Here is a 19,956-nt window from a genome sequence, read left to right as displayed (position 1 = left end):
AGGCGGGCGATTATTCAAAAGCTCGAAGCGACCAACGAGCGTTACACAGAGATCGCCACCCTCCTCGAGCGTTTCAATCTTCTGCAACAGCACTATGGTTCGGATTATGAGCGTCTGGTGGGCATCCGGGAGGCGGGAAGCTTTTTCTCGGTACTCGAACAAGAGATTTGCCCGACCTGTGGCGCCTTGCCCGAGCATCATGATTCCAGCGCCGTCTGCCACGGCGATATTGGGGTGACCGTCCTGGCTGCCGAAGCAGAGATGCAGAAGATTGAAGCTCGGCAATCGGAGCTGGCAACAACGATGACCGCTCTGAAGACGGAGGCGCAGTCGATCGAGAAGTCGCTTCCCAATATGAAAAGCTCCCTGAGAGCATTGTCGATTGAAATCGAGACAGTGGTCTCACCCGACCTGCGAAAACAACGTTCAACTTACAAGGAACTGGCTGACAAAGGCGCGAACGTTCGCCAGGCACTCGGGCTCTTCAGCAATCTGAGTGATCTGACCAGTCGTAAAGCCGCCCTGGAACGGCAGAACGACGGGGGCTCAAACGATGCCGCATCGAGCACCCGTCTAACCAGCACCGTCGTCGCCCCGTTCACTGAACTGGTTGAGAGTGTCCTCCACCAATGGGGGTTTCCGGGTGTGGATCGCGTCTACTTCGACACGACAATGAAAGACCTGATCGTTTCGGGCAAGCCGCGAACCTCCTATGGAAAGGGGCTGAGGGCTATTACGCAATCGGCGTTTACCATCTCGCTGCTGCAATATTGCGCCGACAACGATCTGGCCCATCCGGGCATCGTCGTGCTCGATTCCCCTCTGCTTTCCTACCGCGAGCCGGAGGGAGCCGACGACGATCTGAGCGATACGAACCTGAACGGAAACTTCTATAGATATCTTCTTGGCCTCGAAAGCGATCGACAGGCGATTATCGTTGAGAACATGGATCCACCGTCAGACGTCGAACTCGGTGATCGAGTGATTCATTTTTCCGGGATGGTTGATGAAGGTCGCTTCGGGCTGTTTCCTCGGTGACCGATCGAGAACAATGACGCCAATCAGCAATTCTCGTCGTGGCTGAAGGAGCGGACCCTGATTTCGTCCTTCGCGCCCACCTTCCTCGGAGAGGAAATCCGGATCAACACCTTCAGAAAGGCATCGTAGGCGCACAGCCTGGCCGCCCCCTGGATCGCGTGCTAAGGCACGTCAGTCGCGTCACGTTGGACATCGTACCTGCGGCCTTAACTTCCGCTCGTCTCGGTTTTTTGTTATCGATTTGCGAGGAGATTCGTCATGAAATTGGTCCGCTTACGGCTTAAAAACTTTCGATCTTTTGGTCAAACGGCAACCGTTATTGACCTCTCCGACATGACTTTCTTTCTTGGTCCGAATGGCTCCGGCAAAACAGCTGTTCTGCAGGCTTTGGCGAGGATGTTCAGCCTCGACCCGGCTCAGCGAAAAGTCCGCAAGTTGGATTTTCACGTTCCCAACGACGAGAAGGAGGCGCCACTGGATCGGCGCCTGTGGATCGAGGCCGATTTCCAGTTTCCTGAACTGCTGATCGACGACGGTGTGCCCAAGCCTGCGGTGCCTGGCGCATTTGCGCATATGCAGCTTGAGGCGCCGCAAGGCCCGGCACAGGTTCGCTTTCGCCTGAGCGCGACGCTCGATCAGGATGGCGAAGTCGAAGAGAATTTCACCAACGTCCTGAAGGTCGACGCTAACGGCGAGCCGAAGGCCGAGACACGCGTTTCAAAGCAGGAACGGGGAAGCATCCAGGTCCATTACCTGCCGGCGCGCCGCGATCCCGCCGACCACATTTCCTATTCGGCAAGTGCCTTGCTTGGGCGGGTGCTCAGAGCCGCAAACTGGACTACGGAGAGATCGACCGTCGATGGCCTGACCGAAAAGATCAGCTCAGCGCTCGCCGGCAATGCCGCAATGGTCAGTGTGACGCAGGCACTCGGCAAGTCATGGGAGGTCCTGCACACCGGCCGCCACTTCGCGAGCCCTTCGGTGTTCTTCGGGCGCAACGAGATCGAAGCGCTGCTGCGCCACATGAGCGTCGTCTTCACGCCCGGCCACGACGAACCGAGCGTCGATTTTTCAAGATTGAGCGACGGCCAGCAGTCTGTCCTTTATCTCTCGATCGTGCTCGGCGTCCACGAGCTCAACCAGCGAGTTTTGCGAGGCGAACTCAAGACCGAGTTCGATATCGACAAGCTGCGCCCGGCGGTCTTCACGCTGATCGCTGTCGAGGAACCGGAAAACAGCCTCTCACCGCATTACCTTGGACGTGTGGTCGCCAGTCTGTCCGCATTCTCCAAGGGACAGGATACCCAGGCGGTTCTGGCAACCCACTCGGCATCGATCATGCGCCGCATCGATCCGAAGCTCGTTCGGTATCTTCGGCTTGCTGCCGATCGCACCACACGGGTTAGGACCATCCAGCTCCCCGACAGCGAAAAGGATGCCGATGCGTTCAAGTTCGTGCGCGAAGCCGTACAGGCGTTCCCCGAACTTTATTTTTCCCGCTATGTCGTCCTTGGCGAGGGCGACAGCGAGGAGGTGGTTCTACCGCGCGTGATCAGCGCCATGGGCACCAGGATCGATGATGCCTCCATCTCGGTCGTGCCGCTTGGCGGACGGCATGTCAACCATTTCTGGCGCCTGCTGCACGGGCTCGAAATCCCCTTCGTCACCCTCCTTGATCTGGATCTCGCCCGTCACGACGGCGGCTGGGGTCGGGTTCGATATGCCTGCCAGCAATTGCTTGCTTATGCCGACGTAAAAAAGACTGCGCTGACACCCGACCATATCAAGAACATGACAGCGTGGGACGCTGAACCTCGACTGTTGAAAGATACCGGGAAATGGTTGTCCTTCCTCGAAGGACAGGGCGTCTTTTTCTCCTCTCCCCTCGACCTCGACTTTGCGATGATGACGGCTTTCCCGCAGGCCTATGCGGTGGAAGCCGCCGAACTGGTGGCGCCGACAGAGGCCAAAATCAACTCCGTGCTTGGTGAGTCTCATGGCGCGGTCGATCAGTATAACGCGGCGCAACAGACCTATTTCGGTCCTTACCACAAGCGCTTCAAGGTAGGCAGCAAGCCGGTCTGGCATATCCGCGCAATGGCCGAACTTGATGACGCAGCGCTTGTTGCGTCGCTCCCCGGGTCGCTGAAACGATTGACGGAATATGCTTTGGCCGCTTTGAAAGCGATACCGGAATGATCCCCGTCGAACGGTGGAAGCCGGCAGACGGCCTCATCCTCGAACCGAACGCCCTTCTGGCGGCCCGAACCACCGCCGGGCATCTGGCCATCACGGCGGGGCCGGGTGCGGGCAAGACCGAGGTTCTGGCGCAACGCGCCGACTTCCTGCTTCGTACCGCGACCTGCCGCTATCCAAGCCGGATACTCGCAATCTCGTTCAAGGTCGACGCCAGCCAGAATCTGAAGGATCGGGTTCGTCTGCGATGCGGGAACGATCTGGCAAGCCGGTTTGACAGCTACACGTTTCATGCCTTTGCAAAGCGAATTATCGACCGTTTCCGGACGGCTTTGACCGGCGCTGATCAGCTCGACGACGACTATAGTGTAGGCCCGCGCCGCGTCGAACGGCAGTCGATTACATTCAAGGACATGGTACCGCTTGCCACTACCATCGTTCAGACCAACGCGATCGCTCGCAATGCCATACGCTACACCTATAGCGACGTCTTCCTCGATGAGTTTCAAGATTGCACGAGCGAGCAGTACCAGCTGATATCCGACTGCTTTCTGGCCTCATCGGTAAGACTGACCGCCGTTGGCGACACCCGCCAGAGGATCATGGGATGGGCAGGAGCCCTGGAGGGCATTTTCAAAGTTTTTGCGACGGATTTCGCCGCCGTGCCCCTCAGTCTCTATCAGAACTTTCGAGCCAAACCGCGGTTGCGCAGGATGCAGAATGCAATGGTCCGCACCATGGACCCGGCGGGCGCGGTCGATGATGCCGAGCTTGCGGGCGACGAGGGCGTGATCGAGATCCTTGAAGCGACAGATGCGGTCGACGAGGCGGAACGGCTGGCCGTCGCGATCAGGGACAGGATCGACAATGATGGGGTAGCGCCGTCGCAAATCGCGGTTCTCGTCAGCCGCGACCAGCAGTTCGTCTGCCAGCGGCTGCGTGAAGCATTTCAGGCGCACGGGATCCCGTTCCGGGAGGAAGACAGTACGCAAGATTTTGCCTCCGAGCCTGTCGTCAAACTCATCACCGATCTGCTTCTGGTGGCGGGGACCGTTGCGAATGCCGACGCACATCGCAGACTTCTGAGCGCGATCATCTATACCCATAGCATGGACGAGGAGCAGGAATATCGCGCCAGGCATCGATGGGCGCGGTTTGTCGAAGAGATCCGGTCTGCGATTGCCGCCGGCACGATCGCCAAGGGCGACCGCGCAGGACTTCAAACGATCGTCGATCAGCTCTTTGCACTGGTAGGGCGGGACGCTGTGGTCGCAATGTCGTCGGATTACGGGCAGGCCAACCGTTTGGACGAACTGGTTCAGTCAGCAATTGACCGCCTGCATGTTGTTCTTTCAAACGAGCCGGACATCGGGCTTGCGCTCTCGGCCTTTTCAGCGGACCGGGCGGTCCGCGTCATGTCGATCCACAAAAGCAAGGGACTGGAATTCGACACGGTCATCGTAATTGGTGTCGAGGCACAAACCTTCTGGTCGAACCCTGTGGATGAGCGATCCGCCTATTTCGTTGCGATATCTCGGGCGAAGGAGCGTCTCATCCTCTCTGTGGCGGCCCATCGCGAGCGGCCCGAAGGATGGCCGTCCCACCGTCTCTGGGGTAGTGCCCGACAGCCTCATGCCGAGTTCCTGAAATATGCCGAGACCTATCGTTGAAAATCGATCGGGAAAGAGCACACCCCCAATCGGGACACCTAGGCGAGGGAGACCAAGAGTAAGCGCGTGCGAAGAAGATCACAGTGGTCATCATAGCGAGGGCGAGCGTGAACGACAGGGGTTCACCGCGCCGCAAGCCAGCGACGGACGTTGGCGCCACCATTATACTACGCCCCACGCCCGAAACCTCCCCCTCCCCGTCATCTCTCTGAGCCCCAGCTCCAAAACAATCCGCCGCGCCGCCTGTGGCGTTACGTCCAGCGTCTTGGCCACCATGCCGGCCGACACGAGCGGTTTCGCCATCACCAGTTCAACCAGTTCCGGCAGTTTTGACGACGTCCGCCGTCCTTCCAGTTTTCGGTCCATCATCGTTTTTGCCAGTGTCAGCCGGTCATGCTCTTTCATGCCAATCTCCGCGGCCGCCAAAAACCCTAGGGCAATCGCGAGTAACCGGGTTTCCCGGTCGCGATGCCGACGCCGGTCGACGGGAATGGTTTTCAGACCGAGATTGATCGCGGCAAGATGAGCGCCGGTGGTAACGCCGGCCTGGCGCAGGATCGAGGCGGCCAACAGCCGGCCAAGCCAGGGCGCATGCTGGAGGACGGAAAGCTCGTTCCCGGCATCGAGACCGACGATCGCCTGCAGCATCGCCGGCAAGTTTTCGGTCTGGCGCAACACGCTGCGCCATTCGTCGAGCCGCGCGTCTTCGTCCCAGTCGAGATCATAGATCATCGGATCCTTTTCCGCGCCCCGACCAATGGTGGCGCAGTCGCGGCGAGTGGCGTTTTCGATGGCAGCGTTCGATCGGGCCAGAACCGCATCGATGGCAGCGTAGTCGACGCCAGGTAGATACTCCGCGTCATCACCATCCTCCTCCTCCCCGTCCGCGTCGATCGCCGGCAGGAGAGCCCCGGCCCTCGTAGCCTCGTCCCCGCCGCCCGACTCGATCTCCGAGGTTTTCCGCAGCGAGCGGATGCCGTCGGCAGAGAGCGCCCAGTCCGGGGATTGGCCGGCGATGCGCCGACGGGTTCGCAGCACGTCGCGGGCGATAGTGAGCTCGTGGGTGGGTGTGCGGGTATCGCGAAAGGCGTCGTGGAGGACGAGTTCTTCGAGGTGAACGAGTTCGCCGTCGATCCAGAGGGAGGCACATGCGTCGGCATAGTGCGACCGCTCGAGGAAACCGGATCCGACCGGCGAGCGAGCGATGCGCTCGTCGATACGCGCCAGCGCGGAGCCTGCGTCCGAGATGGGGCGCAACAGTGTCTGGATGGGCAATTTGGCGAGATCGTAACGCATTGAATTTATGGTAAATGATTTATTAAACGAACTCGATATGGATATTGCAGTTCGCCACATGGTATGATTGTTGGTTGGCGCTTTAACCCCCGATAAGTAACCCTTATCGTAGGTCAGTTAGTCAACCCGTTGACCAACTGCGGTATGGTGACTATTTTACACACGAATTGCGCGAACGAATAGAGAAGGAACCGTCATGACTGTTACCGTTAAAGTCGCCGAGGCTAAAACGCATCTGTCTGAACTGCTGGCGCGCGTCGAAGCTGGCGAGGACTTTATCATCGCCCGTGGGAATGATCCTGTAGCGCGCTTGGTGGCCATGGACGAACGGCGTCAGCGACTGGCCGCGATCGAGGCCGTGCGAGCGCTGCGCGCCCAAGCCAAGCCAGTCACCCATCAAGAAATCCAGGAATGGAAGCAGGAAGGCCGACGTTAGTGGCTTTCATCGTTGATGCCTCGATCGCTGGCGCGTGGCTGCTGCCGGACGAAGAAAATACAACCGCCGAACTAGCAATGGCCCGCATGGCAGAGGAAGACGCGGTGGCGCCGGATCTGCTTCGCCATGAGATCCGCAGCATACTACTGAGCGCCGAAAAGCGTGAACGGATCTCGGTTGATTTTGTTCATTCGGCGCTGGCGCGGTTCCGCGGCCTACCATTGCACCTGAGTGGCGCCGGCGACGACACGGAGGTGGTGCGTTTGTCCCGGAAATACCGTCTCAGCGCCTACGATGCCGCCTACCTCGCTCTAGCAATTATCGAACAGCTCCCTCTAGCCACGCTCGACCGTCGACTGGCGGAAGCTGCCCGCGCAGAAGGTGTGGCGGTGTTTGGATCGCCTGAGCATGAGCATTGATGGACCTGCTGAGCTCGCGGCCCGAGTAGCGACACTCGACACGATTGCCGCCGTTCTACCCATGGACCGACGGGATGAGCTGGCGGAATTGCTGACCGATCAGGACATCGAGACCCTTCGCCATCTCGTCAACGAGGGCATGGGTGCCAACACGCTTCGCGCGCTGACCTCCGATCTTGCTTACCTGCAGGCTTGGTCGCTGGCGGCGACAGGACGCTCGCTTCCCTGGCCAGCACCCGAAGCGCTCCTTCTCAAATTCGTCGCGCACCACCTGTGGGACGCTGAGAAGCGTCTGACGGATCCGGAACACGGGATGCCGTCAGATGTCGACGATAAGCTCCGGATCCAGGGATTTCTGCGGACGGTCGGACCGCATGCACCCGATACCGTGCGCCGGCGGCTCGCCACCTGGTCAACACTGACGAAATGGCGTGGCCATGTTGGTGCTTTTTCCTCCCCTGCCCTGAAGTCCGCCATCCGACTTGCAGTGCGCGCAACGCCACGCCCTAAACGACGCAAGAGCGCCAAGGCGGTGACAGGCGATGTCCTATCGAAGCTGATTGGCACATGCCGAACCGACAATCTGCGCGATGTCAGAGACAAGGCGATCCTGATGGTCGCTTTCGCCTCAGGCGGCCGGCGTCGCAGCGAGATCGCTGGACTTCGAAAAGAACAGTTGCAGCCAGAAGAACCGATCTACCTTGATGGCGCCCCTCCCCTGCCCTCGCTGTCCATACACCTGGGACGCACCAAGACCAGCGGCGCGGACAATGATGAGGTCGTCTACCTCACCGGCCGGCCCGTCGACGCGCTGAATGCCTGGCTCGCGCTTGCCAGGATCGAAAGCGGCAGCGTTTTCCGGGCAATCGATCGGTGGGGCAATGTTTCGAAGCGGGCTCTTGATCCGAAGGCGATCAGCGACATTCTCAAGCAGCGCGTCGAGATGGCAGGGCTGGACCCGGCAGAGTTTTCCGCCCATGGCCTGCGCTCCGGTTATCTCACCGAAGCCGCCAATCGCGGCATTCCGCTCCCAGAGGCCATGGAGCAATCCCGACACCGCTCCGTCCAGCAGGCATCCGAATACTACAACAGCGCGACGAGGCGTAGCGGGAGAGCGGCTCGGGTCTGGGAGTGAGAGATCGCTCCCTATCGACGATTCTGAACGCATCATTGGAATCGCCTGTGATGAAAGCAAGATGCCGTTCGGTCACAACCGTATACTCGTCGTCTGGACGAATTTGATATAGCCAAATGGTTCAACGCTGCAGATTAGTGGCATGCGTGCGATAAGCCGGTTTCAAGGCAGCTTCTTCCGGCTTAAGCCTCTATCCAGCACATGGTCTGCGCCTCGCCAGCAGACGGAGACACAAGGCTAAGAGACCTGACAAAAAAAGGACAACACCGCTCAAAACGTCGCTCCTTGGTTGTGACGCAATTTGATAAGCCTTTGTTTGATCTGCCGGATTGCGATAGATGGTAAAACAAGATAATTGGAGTCATGAATTCGACAAACGGCAAAGCGCTGACAAAAAGACGTGACGGACAAGACGCTGAAGGGGCTGTTCCTTGCGCATCGGCGTGAACTGCAGGCCTATCTCACCGACAAATTGAAGGACGCCGATACGGCTGCGGACCTGACGCAAGAGGCTTTCCTGCGTTATGCCGAGCAAAATCCGGCTGGGCGCGCCGTCGTGCTGAACGGGCGATCCTATCTCTATCGCACCGCGCACAATCTTGCCGTGGATTATGTTCGCCAGAAGGCGCGCCAGAAAACCGATGCCGCCGCGCATGATGATATGGCAAGCCTTCCCGATGACCGCCCTTCGCAGGAAGATGAGGCGGATGCTCGGCAAAAGCTGGATCGGCTTCGCTCGATCGTGGCGGAACTGCCGGAGCGGACCCGGCAGATATTTGTGTTGAACCGGGTCGAGGGATTGAGTTACGCCGAAACCGCCGAACGCCTTGGCATATCGGAAAGCTCCGTGCAGAAACATCTGGCCAAGGCGCTGTTGCACGTCACCAAACGGCTGCGGCCACAATAGCGGGAAAAAGCTACGGAACGTTACCGGATAGAGACGCCTCGAACGTCTCATTATGGACTGCGTCTGAAGTGGCGGTGCAAGAACATGGACCGAAGTGTGGAACACCGAGACGACAAAGAACAGATTGAAGCGGAAGCTGCCGAATGGGTCATTCGGCTCGGTGGCGATCCGCTTGATGCGCAGGAGCGCGCCTCGTTCCAGCGCTGGCGTTCTCAAAGCGTCTATCATGCCGAGGCTTTTGAGATCGCTGAGAGAACCTGGGGAGATCTGGCGGGACTACGTGAAAATCCCGGCTCCCTTTCTCTCGATATTGTCGCTTCAAAGCCGGGGCCCGAACGGCCTTTTGTCGGAACCGGCATGCCGCGCGCACCGCGCATGCCATTGTGGCGCGGCGCTGGCATGGCCGCGATCTGTCTTGCCGCCGTGATCGGCGTGTCGAATTTCTGGTATGGCAGTCCGATGACCATGATGGTGGCGGATTACCGGACGTTGCCCGGCGAACAGCGCAGCGTGACCTTGCCGGACGGCAGTGTCGTGGACCTGTCTTCCGCAAGCGCGATAGCCTTGCATTTTTCCGATCACGAGCGGCGCGTCGAACTACTGGAGGGCGCCGCCTACTTCACAGCCGCGCCAAAGGCAGGAGGCGAAAACCGCCCCTTTGTGGTCGAGGGCGCAGAGGGAACGGCGACGGCGCTTGGCACGCAGTTTGTGGTGGATCGCCTGTCGGATGCGGTGGAGGTGACAGTGATCGAGCACGAAGTTCGTGTGGACCTGACCGATCCGGAGCATCAATCCGCCAGCGCCGTTCTGGCGCCGGGCCAATCCGTTCAGTATTCAGCACGGACCGGCTTGGGCAAGGTTCAGGAGAAGGATATCGAACTGGCGGCTGCGTGGCGGCAGGGAAAGCTGGTTTTCGACCGGGTACCGCTGGCCGATGTCGTGGCCGAACTCAATCGCTATCGCCGGGGCCGCATTGTCGTCGGCAATCCAACGCTTGCAAACCGAACGGTCAGCGGCGTGTTTTCGACCAAGGATCTCGACCGAGCACTTGCCACCATCACCCATGAACTCGGCATACGCTCAGCATCCGTTCCGCCGCTCGTAACGGTGCTCTACTGACACCGGCGAACAGCCGGTTTTGACAGCAGCAAAAAAAGTCAAAAAAACCTTACCGGAAAACATGAGTAGATTCGTCTCATTTGCGAACCGGCGGAAGCAGCCTTCCGCCAGCGCAAACGAGTGACGAAAGGGTTTTGTAATGGGGGTAAAGGTGGGACACAGCAGCCGGAGCCATGATCTTCGCCAGCGGCTCGGATCGACGGTCAGCATGGTTGCACTGGCAATCGGCCTGTCGCTTGCCGGTTCGCCGGTCGTTGCGCAGCAGAGCGTATCGACAAACACGGCCCAGCCGCAGTCAATTGCCTTCAATATTCCTGCGCAGAACCTCAACAGCGCGATCCTCTCCTTTGCCAACAAGGCCGGCATTCAGGTTTTCTATGATGTTTCTCGCGTCGAAGGCCTGCGCAGTACCGCCGTTCGCGGCACCTATTCTCCCGAACAGGCGCTGGCCCAGCTGCTTTCCGGCACGGGCGTTTCCTATCGCTTCTCCGGAAACAGTGTGTCGTTGACCAGGCCGGAGGCGGCCGATGCCTCATCGATTGGTGCGGATGGCTCGACTGTGCTGGAGACGATCCGGGTGCAGGGGCAAGAGGAAAACGCATGGGGGCCGGTCGATGGTCTGGTTGCTCACCGTTCGGCTACTGGCACGAAAACAGATGCACCGCTGATTGAGGTGCCGCAGTCGATCAGTGTTGTCTCCTCAGAGGAAATCAAACAGCGAGGTGCTGAGTCCGTTAAGGATGCTGTCAAGTACAGCGCGGGCGTTGGTGTGGGTGGTTCCAGTAGCTCCATCCGTTCATTCGACAATATCGAAGCTCGCGGCTTTGCGCCGACACCACTCTATCTGGACGGAACCTACCTGCCATATACCGGAGATGCCGGAGGCTCGCCTCAGATTGATCCTTATCTCCTTGAGCGCGTCGAAGTTCTCAAGGGACCATCATCCGTTCTGTATGGCCAGAATTACCCCGGTGGCATTGTTAACATGGTGAGCAAAAGACCAACGGAAACACCGCTTCGCGAGGTCGTTGTCGGCACGGGTTCCTATGGCCGGGCTTACACCGCGTTCGATTTTTCCGGTCCCATTGCTGATAGCGACCAGTTTTTCTATCGCCTTACAGGCGTTGCAACGCGCACCGGCACAAATATTGATTACACGAACGAGAAGCGCTTCATGATTGCCCCCTCGTTCACGTGGAAGCCCCAGGAAGGCACGGAGCTTTCGATCATAACGCATTTCCAGAGGGACGAGGGTCGACCCGATTACCGTCCATTGCCATATGAAGGCACAGTGATTTCCAGCCCTATTGGCAAAATCGACCGCGACTTCTTTTCAGGAGAACTGGACTACAATCGCTATGAACGAACACAGTCTGTTGTCGGATACGATTTCAAGCATGAATTCGACGAGACTTTTTCGATCCATCACAATGCAAAGTATATTTACGTTGACGACTCATACAAGACATTCTTCAGTAATGGATATGTGACCAAAAATGGTGTGACGGACTACACGAGACTGAATCGAAATGCTTACGATTACGCCTCAAAGAACTCCGTATTTGCCACCGACACGAATATTCAAGCAAAATTCCAAACGGGCGAAATTGAGCATAACGCCATCGCGGGTATCGATTACAAATGGTTCAAGAATGACTATTCCGGGTATTATGGTTGGGGCAACACATCCATAAGCATTACAGATCCTCAATACGGCACCTATAATCGGCCCACTTTGGGTGCGCGTTGGGATAACAGGATCAGCCAGTTGGGCGTCTACGCCCAAGACCAGATCAAATGGGATAACTGGATTCTTACGCTTGGCGGTCGCTATGATATAGCCTGGCAGGATGACTACGATATTTTAACATCGACGGAAGCCGAAAAGACGAACCGCGAATTCACGTATAGGGCTGGACTAACCTATCTGTTTGATAACGGGATTGCTCCGTACGCCAGCTACGCCACCTCGTTTATGCCCTATGCAGGATTCGACGGAAACCAGAATCCGTTCAAGCCTACGACTGGTCAGCAATATGAGGTTGGCGTAAAATATCAACCACCCGGTTACGATGCCCTGTTCACCCTGTCGGCCTATGATCTGAAACAGCAGAACGTTCCAAGCTGGGACCAGTTTGGCGTTGCCTATCAGACGGGAGAGGTCCACGTTCAGGGTATAGAGTTCGAGGCTAAGGCGACGTTTTTTGATAGCCTTGATGTGATCGCTGCGGCCTCTTACACAGATTCGGTTTATTCAAAGGCCGAGGATGGGACACAGGGCAACAAGGTCCGTTTCATGCCGCCGGTTTCATCGTCGCTTTGGGTGAAGTATAACATTCAGGATGGTCCGCTGGACGGGCTTGGAATTGGTGCAGGCGTCCGTTACTCCGGCAGCGGTTACGGCAATGATGCCAACACCTTTAAATATCCGGCCTACACTGTTTTCGACGCGGCGCTGTCCTATGATTTCGGCAAGAAGAACCGCGATCTTGAAGGTTTGGTCCTGAACGTAACCGCAACCAACCTCTTCGACAAAACGTATGTCTCGGGGTGCAGTTACCTTAATGCTTGCTTCTACGGTCAGGCAAGAACAGTGGCTGCCAATCTCAGCTTCAAGTTTTGACAGCCAAAACCCCGCTGGCCTTCAGCGGGGTTTTCCTCCTGAGCGTGCTCAAATGACCGCACCTTTTAAAACATGGATAAGGGTGATGAGGACTGCAGACTTGATATGCAAGTGGTTCCCCATGTCTGCCGTTTTCCTATTCCTCATCGGGTTCCAAGCGGCAGTTAAAAGCGAGGAATTTCCGCGTGAAATTGCTCATGCTTTTGGGAGGACACGGATACTGCATGCTCCGGTCCGGATCGTAACATTGGGCTGGAGTGGCGAGGATGCCGTTTTGGCTCTTGGCAGAACACCTGTTGCCATGCCTCGATACAGCAATTTTCCGAATGGAATTTTCCCTTGGAATGAAGAGCGCCTCCAAACTGCCCTCCCGCAGCTGTTGTCGAGTTATCTTGATTTCGAGGCTATAGCAGCCCTCCGACCGGACCTCATCCTTGGTGTCTATTCAGGAATAAGTGAGCTGGAATGGCGGCGGCTCTCGGCAATTGCTCCGACAGTGGTTTACCGTTCTGGCCCTTGGGCAGCGGACTGGCGGGAAGTGACGATCCAGACGGGGCATGCACTGGGTGTTCCCGAGCGGGCGGAACAGTTGTTATTGGAGACTGATGAGTTTCTCCGGAAACTCTCTCAAGACCATCCCGTCTTGCAGGGAAAGACCTTCACTTTCGGCACCTTCTTTCCGGGATCGACCAATCTCGTGGTCTATCTACCCAGAGATCCCCGCGTTTCGGCCCTTGTCGGGCTCGGCCTGAAACCATCTCCGGGCGTTCAACGTCTGGTGCAGGAAGATCCCACCAAGACGTCGACAAGCGTCAGCCTTGAGCAGATAGGTGAGATGGACGCCGATATTTTGATTATGTGGTATCAGGAAGGGGCTCGGGAGGCGGCAGAGGCCCAACCTTTGTTCCAGGCGCTCAACGTTGTGAAACGAGGCGGTTATGTCGCTCTTGATGATCCGGTATCCGTTTGGTCGACATCGGCGTTGAGCATCCTTTCTATCCCTTACGGTTTTCCGCGTTTTTTGCCAAAGCTTGCCGAAGCGGCGGCCCACGCAGAGGCACGTTGACATGCAAGCAAACGCACAAGCCCTTTTGGGCGTCGAGGATCACGATCACGAAGCCTATGTGGAGGACAATTTCCTGGCCTCGGTGGTGTCGATCGGGCACCTGACGCCGTCGATGATGCGGGTGGTGTTGAGGCTCGATGGTGGGGAGCGGTTGCTGGGCAGCGGGCATCCGGATGAGTGGGTGCGTCTGGCGGTTCCGGCGAATGCGGAAACGCCGGTGGTGCTGCCGGTGCTTAAGGAGAATGGCCGGTGGGAGATGCCGGAGGGGGCGGATTATGCGCCGAACCGGCCCTATACGGTGCGCCGCTGGAATGCCAAGACCTGCGAGATGGTGCTCGACATGGTGGTGCATGAGGGCGGCGTGGCAGCCAGCTGGGCGATGGGGGCCAAGGTGGGGGATATCGTCGGCATCTGCAATCCGGAAGGCCGCTTCTGGTTGCCGAAGGCAAGCCAATGGCTGTTGATGCTGACGGATATCACGGGCTTGCCCGCCGTGGGCCGTGTTCTGGAGGAACTGCCGCAAGGCTTCCGGGCGGTGGTGCATGTGGAGATCCCATCCGATGCCGATCGTCAGGAGATCGGGGAGATGATCGAGACAGTGGCCAATGTCGAGATCACCTGGCATGCCTGCCACGGCCTGCGCCCGGAGCGGCCCGGCTATACGGAGCTGCCGCGCATTGCACGCGCGATCACCACCCTGCCGGACGGGCCGGGCTATATCTACATCGCTGGCGAGGCCAAGGCAGCAGCCGAGTGCCGCAAGCATTTCCGCGATAGTCTCGGTTTCGACAAGCGCCGGATCGATGCCGTCGGCTACTGGATCGAAGGGCAGGCCCGGGTGTGAAGCGTGTGAGGCGTGAGACGGATGTGAGGGCCATGAGAGGTGGGCGCATGGCGCTGTCCGTCGAGGCCGCTGATCGGGCCGCCGGGGGACGGCAGGGTGAGGCCCGGATTGCGACAGGAGTTCTGGCCCAGAGTCTGGCACGAAGCCTTGCCATGGCTTTCTTCGGTCTTGTGCTGCTGGTGGTCCTGTCGCTTTCAAGCCTTGCGCTGGGGGCAAGGCCGGTTGCGGTCTCCACTGTGGTCGATGCGCTGTTTGCCTATGATGGCGATCTGGTCGATCATATCGTGATTGTCGATTACCGCCTGCCGCGCACGCTGCTTTCGCTTCTGTGCGGGATGGCCTTCGGGGTGTCGGGGGCGCTGATCCAGGCGGCGACGCGCAATCCGCTGGCCGATCCGGGGATCCTCGGCGTCAATGCCGGGGCAGCCTTCTTCGTGACGCTTGCGGTCGGGCTGTTCGGCGTTCAGTCGATTGCCGCCTATCTGTGGTTTGCGCTGTTGGGTGCCGTGCTGGTAACGCTCTGCGTCTATGGGCTGGGCATGGCAGGTGGCGGAATGGCCGGCCGTGACGGCGCAACACCGGTGCGGCTGGTCTTGGCGGGAGTGGCGCTGTCTGCCATGCTCGGCGGCATTGGCTCCTCGATCACGCTGTTGAACCCGCAGGCCTTCGATGCCCTGCGCCAATGGTCGATCGGCTCGGTGGCCGGGCGCAACATGGATGTCGTTGTCGCCGTCGCCCCCTTTATCGGTATCGGCCTTGTGATCGCGCTGATGAGCGCCCGTTCGCTGAATGCCGTGGCGCTCGGTGAGGATCTCGCCCGGGCGCTGGGGGCCAGCCTTGTTCGCACGCGGATCCTGACGCTCCTTGCCGTGACGCTTCTGGCTGGCGCGGGCACGGCTGCCTGCGGCCCGATCGGCTTTATCGGCCTGATGGTGCCGCATGCGGTGCGCTGGTTCACCGGTCCGGACCAGCGCCTGATCCTGCCCATGACGATGATCTACGCACCGGTGCTGCTGCTGATTGCCGATATTGCCGGGCGGCTGGTGCTTTATCCGGGCGAACTGGAGGCGGGCATCGTCACCGCCTTCCTCGGCGCGCCGGTGCTGATTGCGCTTTCCCGGCGCAGACAGGCGGGCGGGCTATGACGGTGCCATCTTCGCGTTCGCGGCCTCACTCTCACTCTCACTCTCACCCCCCTCATTCCCCGCAGATCGACTTCGGTCGCGCCTTTTTGACCGTGCGCCTGCTCTCTGACCGCCTGTCGTTCCGGCTCGATGGCCGTGCACTCATCCTGATGCTGGTGCTGCTGGGTCTCACCGCCGCCCTTGCGGCGCTGTCGCTCTTGAGCGGCAAATATCCCATTGCGCTCGACCAGGTGCTCTGGGCGCTGGCGGGCGAGGGTGAGGATATGGTGCGGATGATCGTGGTGGAATGGCGTCTGCCGCGCGTGGCGCTCGCCGTTCTGCTGGGTGCGGCCCTCGGCACAAGCGGGGCCATCTTCCAGAGCCTGACACGCAATCCGCTGGGAAGCCCCGACATTATCGGCTTCTCGGCCGGCTCCTATACCGGTGCGCTGATGGTGATGCTCTTGTTCTCCGGCGGCACTTTCCAGACGGCGCTCGGCGCGCTGGCGGGCGGTATCGTCACGGCGATCGCCGTCTATCTGCTGGCCTGGCGGCAGGGCGTGCAGGGGTTCCGGCTCATCATCGTCGGCATTGGTGTGGCCGCCATGCTGTCGGCTCTCAATGCCTGGATGATCCGTGAGGCCGACCTTCCGGTGGCCATGGCGGCGGCCATCTGGGGGGCGGGCTCGCTGAACGGGCTTGGCGTCGAACAGCTGTTCCCTGTCGTGCTGGTTCTGTCCATCCTCTTGCCGCTGACGCTTCTTCTGTCGCGCCCGATGCGCCAGCTGGAACTGGGCGAGGATGCGGCGCGCGCCTCAGGTGTCGATGCAGGCCGCACGCGGCTTTTGCTGATGGTGCTGGGCGTGGCACTGACGGCGCTCGTGACCGCATCGGCGGGGCCGGTTTCCTTCATCGCGCTCTGCGCCCCGCAGATTGCCCGCCGCATGACCCGCTCGGCCGGTGTGGCGCTTCTTCCCTCGGCGCTGACCGGCGGACTGCTGCTTGTGGCCGCAGACTGGGCCGCCCAGCATGCGCTCGGCGTACAGCTTCCCGTCGGCGTCATGACGGTGAGCATCGGCGGCGTCTACTTCCTATGGCTTCTCATTCGCGAGGGTCGCAAATGACTAAAACACTTATTCAACCCACGCCCGACCGCTCCACACCCGCGCGCCTGCACGCCGATAATGTGACGCTGCGCTACGACGAGCGCACGATCTCGCGCGATCTCTCGTTTGCCATTCCCGATGGTGCCTTCACCGTGATTGTCGGGCCGAATGCCTGCGGCAAGTCCACCCTGCTCAGAGCCCTGTCGCGGCTGCTGGCGCCATCATCGGGTGAGGTGATCCTCGATGGACGCAGCCTGCGCGATATCCCGGCCAGAGACGTCGCCCGCCGGCTTGGCCTTCTGCCGCAAACCTCCACCGCGCCGGAGGGTATTACGGTTGCCGATCTGGTGGCGCGCGGGCGCTATCCGCACCAGTCCTTCCTGCGCCAATGGTCGAGCACCGACGAGAAGGCCGTCATCGCTGCCATGGAAGCAAGCCGCGTGACGGATCTTTCCGCTCGACTGGTGGATGAACTGTCCGGCGGCCAGCGCCAACGGGTCTGGATTGCCATGGTGCTGGCGCAGCAGACGCCGATCCTGCTGCTCGACGAGCCGACCACCTTCCTCGACATCGCCCACCAGATCGAGTTGATGGAACTGCTCGCCGATCTCAACGCGGAAGGCCGCACCATCGTCGCCGTGCTGCATGACCTCAACCATGCCTGCCGCTATGCCACGCATCTGATCGCCATGAAGGACGGCGCCGTGCTTGCCGAAGGCAGGCCGGCTGCCATCGTCAGCGAAGCTCTGGTCGAAGAGGTCTTTGGCCTTCCTTCCATCATCATCCCGGATCCCGTCACCGGCACGCCACTGATCGTGCCGAAGGGGCGGCAGGCTGTTGCCGCGGCACATGTCGAGAGATCCCGTCGATCAGCAGAGGACTGTGATCGTGACTGAGCTTTTGAAGCGCTTTGCCGCCTACTACCGTCCCCATCGCGGCCTGTTCGCGCTCGACTTCTCCTCCGCTGTGGCCGCAGGCCTGCTGGAGCTGGCCTTTCCCATCGCCGTGACATTGTTCATCGACCGGTTGCTGCCGACCAACCAGCTGGGCATGATTGCGCTGGCTTCTCTGGGCCTGTTCCTCATCTACATCGTCAATGCCGGTCTTCAGGTCGTTGTCACCTATTGGGGGCATATGCTTGGGATCAAGATCGAGACGGAGATGCGCCGCAAGGCCTTCGACCATCTGCAAAAGCTGTCCTTCGGCTTCTTCGACAACCAGAAGACCGGCCATCTGGTGGCCCGGCTGACCAAGGATCTCGAAGAGATCGGCGAGGTGGCCCATCACGGTCCCGAGGATCTGTTCATCGCCATCATGACGCTGATCGGCGCGCTTGCCCTGATGCTGTGGGTGCATGTGCCGCTGGCGCTGTTGACGGCCATCATCGTGCCGCTCACGGCGGTCCTGACCACCGTATACGGCCAGCGCATGACGGCAACCTGGCACGCGCTCTATGGTCGGGTGGGAGAGTTCAACGCCCGCATCGAGGAGAATGTCGGCGGGATCCGTGTCGTGCAGGCCTTTGCCAACGAGGATCACGAGCGAGAACTGTTTGCACAGAACAACGGCAATTATCTCGCCACCAAGCTCGAGGCCTACAAGGTGATGGCGGCCTCCATGTCGCTGTCCTACCTGTCGATGCGCTTCGTACAGGTGGTGGTGATGCTGGCCGGCGCATGGTTCGTCGTGCAGGGCGAATTGACCGCCGGCGGGTTCATCGGCTTCCTGCTGCTGGTCAATGTGTTCTTCCGGCCGATCGACAAGATCAACTCGATCATCGAGACCTATCCCAAGGGGCTTGCCGGCTTCCAGCGCTATTGCCAGTTTCTCGATACAAGGCCCGATATTGCCGACCGTGAGAATGCACAGGCCGTCGCGCAGCTGAAGGGGGATATCGAGTATCGCGATGTGCGTTTCGGCTACGGCCCGCAAAAGCAGGTGTTCCAAGGGTTGAGCCTGTCGATCAAGGCCGGCGAGACCATTGCCTTTGTCGGCCCGTCGGGGGCGGGCAAGACGACGATCTGCTCGCTTCTGCCGCGCTTTTACGAGGTGACGGGCGGGTCGATTGCCATCGACGGCATCGACATTCGCGACATGACGCTGAAGTCGCTGCGCTCGCATATCGGCATTGTCGCCCAGGATGTGTTCCTGTTTGCCGGCACGATCCGCGAGAACATCGCCTATGGCCGTCTGGGTGCAACGGAAGCCGAGATTGCAGAGGCAGCGCGTCGCGCAAGGCTGGACGATGTGATTGCCGCACTTCCAGCCGGTCTCGACACGATCATCGGCGAGCGCGGCGTCAAGCTCTCGGGTGGCCAGAAGCAGCGGCTGGCCATTGCCCGCATCTTTCTGAAGAACCCGCCCATCCTCATCCTCGATGAAGCGACCTCGGCGCTCGACACCGAGACGGAGCGCGCCATTCAGCAGTCGCTGGCCGATCTGGCGCAAGGCCGCACCACGCTGGTCATCGCCCACCGGCTCGCGACGATCACCAATGCCGACCGCATTCTCGTCGTCGAAAACGGCCAGATCGTCGAAAACGGAACCCATGCCGAGCTGATCACACGCGAGCATGCGCGCTACCGAAAGCTTCACGCAGCGCAAGCCGCCGGTTCCATGCTTGCTGCCAACGCCCCGAACCCAACCGCTGCACCGCCTGCTGGCCAGTGAGAAACAAGCAAGCCAAGGGCATCTCGTTGGTTTCCCATTGAACAAGGGCTAGCGTGAACAGGGACAAAACGCTCAGGCTGCCCGCGCTTCGTCAGAAATGACAAGTGTCTTTCGCGATCTGCTTCAAGCTGTCGTTTAGATCCGCTCCCAACCAGACGATTCAGGGCGATTGGATTTGGCAAAGGTTCCGACCACTCATTAGGGTATACCTCCTGAGACAATCTCCGTGAGACGCAAATCAGTGTATCATTTGGGTTGATTTTACGATTATGAGACGCTACCCATTGAAGGTCTAGAACCTAATGAG

Annotated in this window: 15 protein-coding genes and 1 pseudogene; 15 read left to right on the top strand and 1 reads right to left on the bottom strand. The window is 59.5% G+C overall.

All coding sequences use genetic code 11. The features are described from left to right. From ACQQ2Q_RS21945 to ACQQ2Q_RS21935, 3 genes and pseudogenes are all read left to right on the top strand, one after another. A pseudogene (locus ACQQ2Q_RS21945) lies at positions 1–1,038 on the top strand (hypothetical protein); the annotation flags it as partial. A gap of 258 nt (positions 1,039–1,296) precedes the next feature. After that, positions 1,297–3,237, top strand: coding sequence for an ATP-dependent nuclease (locus tag ACQQ2Q_RS21940; RefSeq protein WP_428189229.1), 1,941 nt, complete (start codon positions 1,297–1,299; stop codon positions 3,235–3,237). Further along, complete coding sequence (locus ACQQ2Q_RS21935; protein WP_428189228.1) at positions 3,234–4,904, top strand: UvrD-helicase domain-containing protein; 1,671 nt, start codon at positions 3,234–3,236, stop codon at positions 4,902–4,904. The genes ACQQ2Q_RS21940 and ACQQ2Q_RS21935 overlap by 4 nt, the downstream gene beginning before the upstream one ends. Before the next feature lie 162 nt (positions 4,905–5,066). Here the strand turns inward: ACQQ2Q_RS21935 and ACQQ2Q_RS21930 are convergent, their stop codons facing one another. Beyond that, complete coding sequence (locus tag ACQQ2Q_RS21930; protein WP_428189233.1) at positions 5,067–6,209, bottom strand: RHE_PE00001 family protein; 1,143 nt, start codon at positions 6,207–6,209, stop codon at positions 5,067–5,069. 187 nt (positions 6,210–6,396) lie between these two features. On the opposite strand from ACQQ2Q_RS21930, the gene ACQQ2Q_RS21925 reads away from it, so the two are divergent. The 12 genes from ACQQ2Q_RS21925 (at position 6,397) to ACQQ2Q_RS21870 (ending at position 19,649) form a co-directional block, all read left to right on the top strand. Beyond that, the gene (locus tag ACQQ2Q_RS21925) at positions 6,397–6,636 is read left to right on the top strand and encodes a type II toxin-antitoxin system Phd/YefM family antitoxin (protein ID WP_115672800.1); all 240 of its coding nucleotides are present in this window, start codon (positions 6,397–6,399) and stop codon (positions 6,634–6,636) included. After that, positions 6,636–7,055 carry a type II toxin-antitoxin system VapC family toxin gene (locus tag ACQQ2Q_RS21920; protein ID WP_428189227.1) on the top strand — a complete coding sequence of 140 codons (420 nt, stop codon included), beginning with the start codon at positions 6,636–6,638 and terminating at the stop codon, positions 7,053–7,055. Before ACQQ2Q_RS21925 ends, ACQQ2Q_RS21920 begins: the two co-directional genes overlap by 1 nt. After that, the gene (locus ACQQ2Q_RS21915; protein WP_428189226.1) at positions 7,045–8,190 is read left to right on the top strand and encodes a site-specific integrase; all 1,146 of its coding nucleotides are present in this window, start codon (positions 7,045–7,047) and stop codon (positions 8,188–8,190) included. The genes ACQQ2Q_RS21920 and ACQQ2Q_RS21915 overlap by 11 nt, the downstream gene beginning before the upstream one ends. A gap of 400 nt (positions 8,191–8,590) precedes the next feature. Next, the gene (locus ACQQ2Q_RS21910; protein ID WP_428189225.1) at positions 8,591–9,097 is read left to right on the top strand and encodes an RNA polymerase sigma factor; all 507 of its coding nucleotides are present in this window, start codon (positions 8,591–8,593) and stop codon (positions 9,095–9,097) included. 84 nt (positions 9,098–9,181) lie between these two features. Beyond that, positions 9,182–10,216 carry a FecR family protein gene (locus ACQQ2Q_RS21905; RefSeq protein WP_428189224.1) on the top strand — a complete coding sequence of 345 codons (1,035 nt, stop codon included), beginning with the start codon at positions 9,182–9,184 and terminating at the stop codon, positions 10,214–10,216. Between the two features lie 208 nt (positions 10,217–10,424). Then, on the top strand, positions 10,425–12,839 hold the full coding sequence (locus tag ACQQ2Q_RS21900) for a TonB-dependent siderophore receptor (protein WP_428189223.1): 2,415 nt from the start codon (positions 10,425–10,427) through the stop codon (positions 12,837–12,839). A 121-nt stretch (positions 12,840–12,960) separates the two neighbouring features. Beyond that, the gene (locus tag ACQQ2Q_RS21895; RefSeq protein WP_428189222.1) at positions 12,961–13,905 is read left to right on the top strand and encodes an iron-siderophore ABC transporter substrate-binding protein; all 945 of its coding nucleotides are present in this window, start codon (positions 12,961–12,963) and stop codon (positions 13,903–13,905) included. A gap of 1 nt (position 13,906) precedes the next feature. Beyond that, positions 13,907–14,749, top strand: coding sequence for a siderophore-interacting protein (locus ACQQ2Q_RS21890; protein WP_428189221.1), 843 nt, complete (start codon positions 13,907–13,909; stop codon positions 14,747–14,749). Between the two features lie 32 nt (positions 14,750–14,781). Next, complete coding sequence (locus ACQQ2Q_RS21885) at positions 14,782–15,894, top strand: FecCD family ABC transporter permease (protein ID WP_428189220.1); 1,113 nt, start codon at positions 14,782–14,784, stop codon at positions 15,892–15,894. A gap of 92 nt (positions 15,895–15,986) precedes the next feature. Beyond that, the gene (locus tag ACQQ2Q_RS21880) at positions 15,987–16,997 is read left to right on the top strand and encodes a FecCD family ABC transporter permease (RefSeq protein WP_428189232.1); all 1,011 of its coding nucleotides are present in this window, start codon (positions 15,987–15,989) and stop codon (positions 16,995–16,997) included. Next, complete coding sequence (locus ACQQ2Q_RS21875) at positions 16,994–17,875, top strand: ABC transporter ATP-binding protein (protein WP_428189219.1); 882 nt, start codon at positions 16,994–16,996, stop codon at positions 17,873–17,875. Before ACQQ2Q_RS21880 ends, ACQQ2Q_RS21875 begins: the two co-directional genes overlap by 4 nt. Next, positions 17,829–19,649, top strand: coding sequence for an ABC transporter ATP-binding protein (locus tag ACQQ2Q_RS21870; RefSeq protein ID WP_428189218.1), 1,821 nt, complete (start codon positions 17,829–17,831; stop codon positions 19,647–19,649). Before ACQQ2Q_RS21875 ends, ACQQ2Q_RS21870 begins: the two co-directional genes overlap by 47 nt. Positions 19,650–19,956 lie beyond the last annotated feature (307 nt).

The organism is Agrobacterium sp. ES01, assembly GCF_050320885.1.
In the GTDB taxonomy this organism is placed as follows: domain Bacteria; phylum Pseudomonadota; class Alphaproteobacteria; order Rhizobiales; family Rhizobiaceae; genus Allorhizobium.
The sequence above is the reverse complement of the archived record's forward strand: the minus strand, read 5'-3'. Positions and strand labels throughout refer to the sequence as shown.

Excerpts from the sequence above, each read along its gene's own strand:
- ACQQ2Q_RS21900 (WP_428189223.1), top strand. The coding sequence starts at position 10,425 with ATGGTTGCACTGGCAATCGGCCTGTCGCTTGCCGGTTCGCCGGTCGTT.
- ACQQ2Q_RS21905 (WP_428189224.1), top strand. The coding sequence starts at position 9,182 with ATGGACCGAAGTGTGGAACACCGAGACGACAAAGAACAGATTGAAGCG.
- ACQQ2Q_RS21885 (WP_428189220.1), top strand. The coding sequence starts at position 14,782 with ATGAGAGGTGGGCGCATGGCGCTGTCCGTCGAGGCCGCTGATCGGGCC.
- ACQQ2Q_RS21925 (WP_115672800.1), top strand. The coding sequence starts at position 6,397 with ATGACTGTTACCGTTAAAGTCGCCGAGGCTAAAACGCATCTGTCTGAA.
- ACQQ2Q_RS21870 (WP_428189218.1), top strand. The coding sequence starts at position 17,829 with ATGTCGAGAGATCCCGTCGATCAGCAGAGGACTGTGATCGTGACTGAG.
- ACQQ2Q_RS21890 (WP_428189221.1), top strand. The coding sequence starts at position 13,907 with ATGCAAGCAAACGCACAAGCCCTTTTGGGCGTCGAGGATCACGATCAC.
- ACQQ2Q_RS21895 (WP_428189222.1), top strand. The coding sequence starts at position 12,961 with ATGTCTGCCGTTTTCCTATTCCTCATCGGGTTCCAAGCGGCAGTTAAA.
- ACQQ2Q_RS21915 (WP_428189226.1), top strand. The coding sequence starts at position 7,045 with ATGAGCATTGATGGACCTGCTGAGCTCGCGGCCCGAGTAGCGACACTC.
- ACQQ2Q_RS21940 (WP_428189229.1), top strand. The coding sequence starts at position 1,297 with ATGAAATTGGTCCGCTTACGGCTTAAAAACTTTCGATCTTTTGGTCAA.
- ACQQ2Q_RS21935 (WP_428189228.1), top strand. The coding sequence starts at position 3,234 with ATGATCCCCGTCGAACGGTGGAAGCCGGCAGACGGCCTCATCCTCGAA.
- ACQQ2Q_RS21875 (WP_428189219.1), top strand. The coding sequence starts at position 16,994 with ATGACTAAAACACTTATTCAACCCACGCCCGACCGCTCCACACCCGCG.